This is a genomic window from Citrobacter sp. S55_ASV_140 (genome assembly GCF_018919505.1).
Taxonomy (GTDB): domain Bacteria; phylum Pseudomonadota; class Gammaproteobacteria; order Enterobacterales; family Enterobacteriaceae; genus Citrobacter; species Citrobacter werkmanii.
Genome location: NZ_JAHLQZ010000161.1, coordinates 1 through 9,124, shown reverse-complemented (window position 1 = coordinate 9,124; position 9,124 = coordinate 1). Strand labels below are relative to the sequence as shown.

Sequence of the window (9,124 nt, the reverse complement as noted above, 5' to 3'; positions counted from 1 at the left end):
TTTTTTAACTGTCCTTTAGGTCCGACCAGCGTGACGGTCTGCTCTGCAGCGTATTGTCCGGGCTGCAATAGCCCTTTTTTCTTGCTGATAGGCTGATTGGGAAACAAACGGACGTAATCTTCAGTACAAAGATGAACATGACGATTAGAGATCCCCAGCGGAATAGGGCGCTCGCGCATTTCATCCAGAACTTTGGTGACCGTTGACTTGAGTTGCTGTTTATCCATCACGCTTTACCTCGTTTGCCAGAGTGCAGACAAAGAGATCGAGGCTCACCTTTCTGGCGGGTACAGGCTGGGTCAAGGCACAGATTGCAGCTAATCAACTCCGCATTTTGCGGCGCTTCGGACGCTGTACTGTCCGCCAACATCTCTTCTTGCGGCTCGACCTGGATGGGGGCGGGTGTTGGCTCGGGTTCCGGTGTAACGCTATGTGACAGGATTCCGTCCCCTGGTCTGGAAATGACTTTGTGAGCCACCTGCCCATCGCGTTGGTCCGCGAAACTGACACCGGTAGAAATGGCCGCCTGCACGGAGGCCACATCCCCGATTATCTTGATCACCGTCCAGCCTGAACCGTTGGTTTTTTCGAGGCCCACCAGCGTGATGGAGGCGGCTTTCGCCATGACGTCCGCGCAACTGATGGCTAATGCCAGACCACTAACTTCGAGTAATCCCAGTGATTGCTTCACGCTGTGCTCCTTGGTTGCAACGACTTATGCGGATTTAGGTAAAATGGCTTCAACGTCGCTGTGCGGACGCGGGATAACGTGGCAGGATTTCACCTCGCCAACGGCGCTTGCAGCTGCGCTTCCTGCATCTACTGCGGCTTTCACCGCACCGACATCACCACGGACCATAACGGTGATCAGGCCTGAGCCGATTTTTTCGTAACCGACCAACTGCACGTTTGCGGATTTCACCATGGCATCAGCGGCTTCAATAGCGCCGACAAGCCCTTTTGTTTCAACCAGTCCCAGTGCGTTATTCATACTGCTTGTCTCCTGTGGGTTATGAGTGGCATTCCCGGAATGGAATGCCTTTAACCAGCCGCGCAGCGTTATTACCGATGCTGCGACGAGCGTGGTTATCTTGTTGATACATCAGCGTAAAAAGCGGCGCTGACGCGGGTAGATTTTTGTAGTGCACGACCAGTTTTTCGCGACTGCAGCCAATGCCAACCAGCAGCGGCGACTGGCATGCCGCGAGCCATGCGTTGTGGATAACGTCGGCTGAATGGTTCTCCTGAATCACAAACGGGATCCCTTCTTCTTCAATACCCAGCAGCACGTCGTTCCAGGTGTCAGCACAGTCACCGGTGGTGAAGATAACGATAGCGGGCGTGTTGAGATTACTTTCCATGAGCGAACGCCTTGTGCCAGGAGAGAATCAGCCCGGTCGCGACCGCATTGCGCGGACCCTCGGTGCCACGAATGTTGCCGCGCCCGGCAACCAGGCGATAATGCGCCAGCGCATCGGTGACCAGTTGCGGTACTTCGAAGTCCAGGGACGAGCCGCCAACCAGCACCACAAAGGGAATATCCCGAATGTTCCCGGTCGGACTCACCTGACGTAACGCTCTGAGCGCGTTGGTGACAAAAACGCGCTCCTTGGCGCTGCGGCGAATGGCCCGTACTTTCTCCAGCGCCAGTTCGCCTGGCAGGGGCACCAGCTCATCAGGTTTTACTACGCACACGCGGGCAAAAACCGTTGGTGGAAGAGGCTCAGGGAAGAACTGAACGCTGCCATCTTCGTGGCGAAGATGGAACAAGCTCTCAACTTTCGCCAGCGGGTACTTTTTGATCTCTTCGGCCAGATAACGGTCATCCAGCCCCAGTTCACGGGCAATAATCATCGTGACCATATCGCCCGCACCCGCCAGGTGTGTGGCAATAATTTCGCCTTTCGGGTTGATGATGGAGGCGTCGGTCGATCCCGCACCGAGATCCAGAATAGCCAGTGGTCGCGTCGTACCCGGAGTGGTTAAGGCCCCGAGAATGGCCGCTTCGGCTTCAGCCCCGCCAACCTGGACATCAATGTTGAGCTTTTGCGTGATCTCCTGGGCAATCATTGCCATTTGCAGGCGATCTGATTTCACCATTGAGGCAATACCGACAGCCTGTTCCAGCGAAAACTCACCGGCAAGTCCACCGGTCACGCTGACGGGAACCGAGGTATCAACCGCCAGTAGATCCTGAATAAAGATTTCCTGACTGGGTTTGTTAGTTAATTCAGCCATTGTCTGGCGTACATGTTCCAGCATGCCGCCAATATTGGTCCCCGCTTCGCCGGTAACGTTATCCAGTTTCGGGCACTCGCCAACGGCTTTCATAATCGCGTCAGCGCCTGCTGCAACGTCGACGCGTACGGTACGCCCTTGTGACTGTAGCTCCAGATTCCCGGCGGGAATGGCTCGTGCTTTCACATCGCCTGACGGCGTTTTCACCACCACGGCAGAGCGGTTGCCGATCAGCGCGCGCGCCATCGGGACAATGTTTTTAGTCTCGTCGGCATTGAGACCAAAGACAGTTGCAATCCCGTAGGGGTTAGAAAGCGTTTCAATGACCTTTCCGGGAACCGCGACCTCAATAGCAGCTAACATACCCAATGGGATACGGTCGATATGAAGCACTTCATCCACGATGGGCAGGGGGTGAGTCAGACGATTGCTGACCAACACGCCATCGTCTTGCTGCAAAATTACGCCAGTTAACTGGTATCCGGCGCGTACCGAGGCATTAATCATCGTGGCGACATCGGCGAAATCAAATGCTGATGACACCACCAGAATATAAGGTGTATCCGCCGGACGGCTGAGCAGCTCTTCCGGCGTAATAGTAATGCCAACACCCAGCCCGACACCGCCCGGCGTTTTAGGGTTATGGCCGATCATGGTGGATTCAGTGATGATGGTTTCGGTGATTGTTTCCATCGCCACGTCGCCAATGACCGGAGTGGCTTCGTTAATACGGATGAGCGAAATATCGCTGACATTGATGCCGGCGTTTTTTGCTGCCAGCGTAAGTGCCTCCTGAATGCCAAACACATTACGCAATGTGCCTTTTATCCCGGTGGTTTCTGCCAGGGCGCTGTTGGTAATACACAGCGCGCCAGACTCATCCAGGGTAGCCAGAGCGACTTCCGTTGATGAGTTACCTATGTCAATGCCAGCTATATATCGCATGATCCTGTCCCTGAGTTAGTCGTCGCCTTTGAGTTTTTTACGCTCAACATACAGCGCTGCCGCTTCACGAACGAAAGCCGCACAGATCTTTGCCTGATAACGATTTTCGAGATCGTCAGCGATAGCCATCAGCTCATCTTTAGTCGAGCGATACGGGCGTAGCGCGTTGTAGATCTCCAGGATGCGATCGTCAGGTACAGCGGTTAGCTCTGCGGCGCGCTCAAAGTTCATCGCCAGCCTGTCACGCCCGGCATCTTTGGCGATTTCCGCCTGCAGGCGCAGCGTTTCAGGCGTGATGCGCATGTCCTGTGCCGTCACCTTGTTGCTCAGAACATTTTCGAGCGTGAAGTCATCCAGGGTTTTGTTGGTCGCGGTTTTTACCCACTCAGGATGTTTATTCGCAAGAGGGTAATCCGTGACTTTCGCGGTATGTGCTGATGAACTTGCCGCAACCGGAGTAGCGGACTCGCCTTGCAGGCTGTTCATCCGGCTCAGCACATCCCGAACCATCGATTCAATTGCGTCGGTATTCATGGAGTTATCCTTTATCAAAGCGCCACGCGCAGTTCCTGCGGGTTTTTGCCCGTCACGACATATTTGGTCTCTTTAATGTGCAGAATGGCCGATTTCGCCTGGTACTTAGGTCGAGCCATCTGGTCATTCAGAGTAGGGACCGGTTGCGGAGATTCACGCTTGGCATAACGCGCGGCGTTTTTACCGATCTGACGATAGGTTTCCAGCGTCAGAAGCGGCGCCTGAGGGAACAGTTCCAGATTAGAAAGCGGCGGTAACCCCTGCTGGTGGATAACCGTGGTGCCTTTTGACTGGATGCCGATAGAGATCCCGGAACCGCTCAGACGGTTGCCTTCCACGGCGACAAACGCGACATCAGAGGATTTAAAGCAGCGGATAACGCGTGCTTTAATGCCTTCCTCTTCAATCCCGGCAATCACTTCGCGCAAGATATTCTTATGCGGGATCCCGACGATATTGACGGTTTGTGAGAGCCCGAACGCTGGACCTACGGCAATAATCACTTCGTCTTGCTGCTGACCTTGTTTAGCTTCGCCAATCTCGGTCAGAAAACTGTCGCTCTGTACCGCTGCGGCCTGCGGCGCGCTTGCCGCTGTCGATGCGTGGAATGAGACGGGTTTGTCGCTGGTCTGCATTTCAGACAGCACGTCTTCAATTATCTGGCGCAGCAGCTTTTCATTAATTTCCATTTTTCACCCCTTAGCCAAGTTCGTTGGGATCAAGTGCGCCAGGGATGTTTTTGATCTCTTCCCAGCGTTCGCCTTGCAGGCGATAACCTGTTGCCGGACCGGCATAGTCATTGACGTCATTTACTGCGGATAGCACCTGTCCGTCGCCAACGATAATGGCGGAGGTATGCAGATAATCCCCGGTTAACTTGGCTTTCTGGATGTTGAGCATGTCCTGCGCAACATCGGTAAACCCGCCCTGAGCAAGCGCTTTTACCACTTCAAGACCGTTGCGATTTTTACTGATGATCTCTTGTGCAAATTTGATGTCTTCAACGATGTTGCGCTCTGGCATATCTTTCGATCCGTGAGCGTAAGTCGCAGCTTCCACTTCTTCATCAGTGATTGGCGGTAATCCCATCCCGGCAAACACAGCCTGCAGCGCGCGGGCCGCTTTGTTACGGATGGCGATAACATCTTCTTCTCGAACCGGACGCAGGCCGCCGTCCACTTTCAGGTCGCGCTGGATAACGTTGTAGTCGTCAAAGTCTTCAGCATCTTCGTTGGAACCGGCGAACATGTTGTCGTAGTTCGGTACCGCGGAATAACCGGAAGAGATGAAGTCAGTACCTGGCAGGAACTGCATCAGCAGACGCGCGGTACGACGCATATCCGAGTGGGTAAAGGTCTGATCGTTGCTGGAGGCGCATTCCAGATCCAGAGAAGAACAGATCAGGTTTTCGGCCAGAACCGCACGAATACCGGACGGCACGGCAGAAGGTACGCCGATGCAGCTTACTGAGCCGTTTTGCAAACCCTGCACGCCAGCGGCTTTGGTGATGTAAATGCAGCGGGCTTCCAGATAAAGCATCGATTTACCTTCGGCATAACCCATCTGTACTTCAGAGCCAGAGCCGGAAGTAAAGCGCATTTTCAGGCCGCGAGAGGCGTAGGAAGAGGCGAGGAAGCCTTTCGACCATGGTGTGTCGTCGCCGTCGGTAAAGACGGGTTCTGTACCATAGACGGAGATAGTTTCCGCGTAGCATGTGTGGCCCAGCATGCCGAGCTTAAGTTCGGTTGCTTCTTCCAGAGAGCACTGAGTTAACACGCCAGGGCGTCCAACCTGTGAACCGACTAACAAGGCAATGGCGTTAAATGGCGCGTAGCGTGCGACGGCAACGGTCGTTTCCTGTTCGTCAAATCCGCGCCATGCGCCTTCTGCGGCGTCAGCGGCAATCTGTACCGGGTTATCTTTGACGTTAGTGACGTGCGCCTGTTGAGACGGAGTTCGACGAGCACGCATTTTCTGCATGGCCATCATCATCTCGACGACGTTCATATGGGACACCACTTCGACAATTTTTGCTGGTGTCATGGCGGTGGTCAGCGGCACGATGTCTTTGCGTTTCACGTTAGGGTCGCAAAGCATATTGGCCAGTTTAACCGAGTCCATTGCCATGACTTCTTCAGCGCGCGCCAGGTTAATGCCGTAGCGGGCAATGAAATGGTCAATTAAGTCAAATTCACTGGCGGATTTGCCGTCCAGTTCAGTCACAGTACCGTTGACGATTTTAATCGATGGTTTAGGGTCGTTCGGGCTTTCCATCGCAATGAAGCCTTCTTCGATCCACTCCTTAACGAAACCATCCTGATTCACAGGGCGTTTCGCCAGTGCTTCAAATCTTTTCGATCTCATGAATCAGCCTCACTGATATCAGATATAGGACGGACGATCGTTTTTCGGCTCTGAGCCGAGGGTCCCGAGTACGGTTTTACCGATTTCACGGGCGGAGATAACAGCCTGACGAACTGCGCCGGAATCACCAGAGATGACCAGAATGGCTTCGTTGCTGAAGCTGGTGCCATGGGCCGGGGAGCTGTAGGCTACAACTTCTACATTGGCGGATTTCAGCGCAGTATCAGCCATCAGGACACCCACGGAGGCTGGCGCGCCGACAATCACGCCACAGGCACGGCCAATCGGCGCGCCAAAGGCTTTTTCCAGCGCGTAGCTGGCGCGGGCGGTGTATTGCATCTCGATGTGACCGGCTTCGTTGGCATAAACATCGCCAAAGGTGCGATCCAGCTCTTTCAGCGCAACCTCAATTCCGCGTTTCACGTCGGAAACATCGTTGCCGCCGAGGATAATCAGCGAGCCGTGGCCCGCGCCGCCTTTGGTATCTCGTGGTAATTCAATACTGACGACTTCCGTATTTGTTGCTTTTACCGCTTCATCGGCGGCCATAATGTGCGGACCCGCGCCAGTACGGGCGCCAAGGATGCCAATGGAGCGATAACGTTTTTCAAGTTTCATCGCGTCCAGTAAGGCGCTGTCTACGTTGGCGATTACCAGACCGACGGTGTCGCCAATCGCGGTACCGACAAACTCCGTTAAACTGCAGCTTTTCTCTGCCATAGCCGTTTCTCGTGTTGGGTGATTATTTTCAGGGATAGCCTGCTGTTCTGGGGTTGCCACGCGAGCAATCACCTGCGCCATGATCTGTTCAACCAGCTCATTGCTGCTCATTAGCTAATTCCCTTCGGTAAGATTTTTTCTACATCGGTATGAGGGCGCGGGATAACGTGTACGGCTTTCACTTCTCCCACATTACGGGCTGCGGCGGCGCCGGCATCTGTTGCTGCTTTGACTGCGCCGACATCGCCGCGGACAATAACGGTTACCAGCCCCGAACCAATTTTTTCGTAGCCGACCAGCATTACATTGGCTGACTTCACCATTGCATCTGCGGCCTCTATGGCTGCAGTTAAGCCTTTGGTTTCTACCATTCCTAACGCTTCTTGTTGCATAAAGACCTCGCCTGGGTTGTCCCGATATTCATGACTATAAAAAGAAGCGAGGAAAAAGAATGGCTGAGTTGAAAATATGAATGAAAAAATAGTGAGGTTATGGTGATATAAAATTGCTGTGTTTTATTTTATCCTTTTGTTTTTAATGGTTATTCTTTGCTTTCATGATATGAATATTTGGTTATGTTAATTCCATATTTACACTTTTGTTAGTGACATTAAAAATAGCATTTGCTATGCGGAAAAATGAAAATGTGATGATTGTCTGAAAACATAATTCTGCCAATAGCAATATTTTATCGTTTCACAAATGTACCACTAATAGTGGATTTCCCTGTGTTCTCACCTGTTTTAATAAAAGTGATAGCAAGAATTTGCTATCTCAGCACGATTTTGAGGGGCATGCCGCCTTCAGATTGCCAACATTTTGCCGATACGGCTTTTTATAGTAAGCCTTGAAGTATTCTACGTACCAGCAAGGAGTCCGCTGGTAAAGACACGAACTCTGCTTAGAAGGTGTCACAATGAACGATTCACTAAAAGCGCAATGCATTGCTGAGTTTTTGGGTACCGGGCTGTTTTTGTTTTTTGGCATCGGATGCCTGAGCGCACTTAAAGTCGCGGGCGCCAGTTTGGGATTATGGGAGATCTGCATCATATGGGGGTTGGGGATCTCGCTTGCCGTTTACCTGACAGCGGGGATTTCTGGCGCGCATCTCAATCCCGCAATCACCATCGCCCTGTGGTTATTTGCCTGTTTTCCGGGGCGCAAAGTTGTGCCATACACCGTAGCGCAGGTTGCGGGTGCCTTTGGCGGCGCGTTGCTAGCCTATCTGCTGTACGGAAGTCTATTTACCGAATATGAGTCTGCCCATCAAATGGTACGCGGCAGCCTTGAAAGCCTGCAATTGGCCAGTATTTTTAGTACTTATCCAGCGGCGGCGCTCAGCGTCTGGCAGGCTGCGCTGGTTGAAGTAGTGATCACTTCCATTCTGATGGGCATGATCATGGCACTTACCGATGACGGTAATGGCGTCCCCAGAGGGCCATTGGCGCCTTTATTGATTGGCATTCTGGTGGCTGTTCTCGGTGCATCTACCGGGCCGCTCACCGGATTTGCGATGAACCCGGCACGTGATTTCGGTCCAAAATTATTTGCATGGATGGCCGGGTGGGGAGATGTGGCGATGACCGGCGGGCGTGATATCCCTTATTTCATCGTACCGATTGTGGCCCCCATCATCGGTGCGTGCGCAGGCGCAGCAATTTATCGTTATTTTATTGGCAAAAATTTACCGTGTAATACGTGTAAACTGGAGGAAAATGAGAGCTAGCTTCACGGAAGATGTTTATTTTTAAAGCGTAAAAACTGTTTTCGTGATCCGGTTTCCTGAACCGCTGAAAAAGTCTCCCCACAATGGGAGACTTTTGTTATGTTCGATGATGACTTTCATCAGCGCCCAGGAAAGCGAGATGAAACTGGATGTGTAAATAGTATGTTTTATTTATAACAATAAATTAACTGAGAGGTTTTATCATGATTTCTGCGAGTGCCCTGAACTCAGAACTCATTAATAAAATCGCACAGGATTTTGCGCAGGCCACCAGTCTGGCTGTTGTGGTTGTCAATATTCACGGTGATGAAATTTCTGAGCTTTTTAATTTCACCCCTTTTTGTCAGTTGATGCGCCAGCATCCTCAGCACAGTACCCGTTGTCGTATGAGCGATCGCTGTGGCGGGCTGGAAGCTTCAAAATCCGATCAACCCTGCATCTATCGCTGCCACGCGGGGCTTACCGACTTCTCAATTCCGCTGGTAATTGCGGGTCACCTGGTTGGGTTCGTATTGTGTGGTCAGGTGCGTTTAAGTAACGATGTCGGCCTGGTGGATATCCTGAACGTCGATGACCGCTGGCAAGCCGATCCCGAAC

The 9,124-nt window shown here is 52.4% G+C and carries 11 protein-coding genes and 1 pseudogene; 2 read left to right on the top strand and 10 right to left on the bottom strand.

Annotated features, from left to right (window positions below):
• The 10 genes from KQJ18_RS18480 to pduA form a co-directional block, all read right to left on the bottom strand.
• Positions 1–227 (bottom strand): PduL/EutD family phosphate acyltransferase (locus tag KQJ18_RS18480; protein WP_253297524.1); only part of this gene is annotated, 227 nt, incomplete at its 3' end.
• Positions 227–691, bottom strand: a complete 465-nt coding sequence (locus tag KQJ18_RS18475; protein ID WP_216422464.1) for a BMC domain-containing protein — start codon at positions 689–691, stop codon at positions 227–229. The genes KQJ18_RS18475 and KQJ18_RS18480, both read right to left, overlap by 1 nt.
• A 24-nt stretch (positions 692–715) precedes the next feature.
• Positions 716–991: a propanediol utilization microcompartment protein PduJ gene (gene pduJ / locus KQJ18_RS18470; protein ID WP_001057752.1), complete on the bottom strand. Its 276-nt coding sequence runs from the start codon at positions 989–991 to the stop codon at positions 716–718.
• Between the two features lie 19 nt (positions 992–1,010).
• Positions 1,011–1,361, bottom strand: a complete 351-nt coding sequence (locus tag KQJ18_RS18465; RefSeq protein ID WP_038641675.1) for a glycerol dehydratase reactivase beta/small subunit family protein — start codon at positions 1,359–1,361, stop codon at positions 1,011–1,013.
• Complete coding sequence (locus tag KQJ18_RS18460) at positions 1,351–3,183, bottom strand: diol dehydratase reactivase subunit alpha (RefSeq protein ID WP_038641673.1); 1,833 nt, start codon at positions 3,181–3,183, stop codon at positions 1,351–1,353. The genes KQJ18_RS18465 and KQJ18_RS18460 overlap by 11 nt, the downstream gene beginning before the upstream one ends.
• A gap of 15 nt (positions 3,184–3,198) precedes the next feature.
• Positions 3,199–3,717 (bottom strand): propanediol dehydratase small subunit PduE, encoded by a 519-nt coding sequence (gene pduE, locus KQJ18_RS18455; RefSeq protein ID WP_016153529.1) that lies wholly within the window; start codon positions 3,715–3,717, stop codon positions 3,199–3,201.
• A 14-nt stretch (positions 3,718–3,731) separates the two neighbouring features.
• Entirely contained in the window at positions 3,732–4,406 is a 675-nt protein-coding gene (gene pduD / locus KQJ18_RS18450; RefSeq protein WP_038641670.1) for a propanediol dehydratase medium subunit PduD, read from the bottom strand.
• A 10-nt stretch (positions 4,407–4,416) separates the two neighbouring features.
• Entirely contained in the window at positions 4,417–6,081 is a 1,665-nt protein-coding gene (gene pduC / locus KQJ18_RS18445; RefSeq protein ID WP_038641668.1) for a propanediol dehydratase large subunit PduC, read from the bottom strand.
• Between the two features lie 18 nt (positions 6,082–6,099).
• On the bottom strand, positions 6,100–6,912 hold the full coding sequence (gene pduB, locus KQJ18_RS18440) for a propanediol utilization microcompartment protein PduB (protein ID WP_003030252.1): 813 nt from the start codon (positions 6,910–6,912) through the stop codon (positions 6,100–6,102).
• Positions 6,912–7,193 (bottom strand): propanediol utilization microcompartment protein PduA, encoded by a 282-nt coding sequence (gene pduA / locus KQJ18_RS18435; RefSeq protein ID WP_003030255.1) that lies wholly within the window; start codon positions 7,191–7,193, stop codon positions 6,912–6,914. Before pduA ends, pduB begins: the two co-directional genes overlap by 1 nt.
• A gap of 524 nt (positions 7,194–7,717) precedes the next feature.
• Between pduA and pduF the strand changes: the two genes are divergently transcribed.
• A complete protein-coding gene (pduF, locus tag KQJ18_RS18430; protein ID WP_087855993.1) occupies positions 7,718–8,527 on the top strand; it encodes a propanediol diffusion facilitator PduF in 810 nt (269 codons plus the stop codon).
• Positions 8,528–8,730: 203 nt separating this feature from the next.
• Positions 8,731–9,124 (top strand): annotated as a pseudogene (pocR, locus tag KQJ18_RS18425) (regulatory protein PocR); the annotation flags it as partial.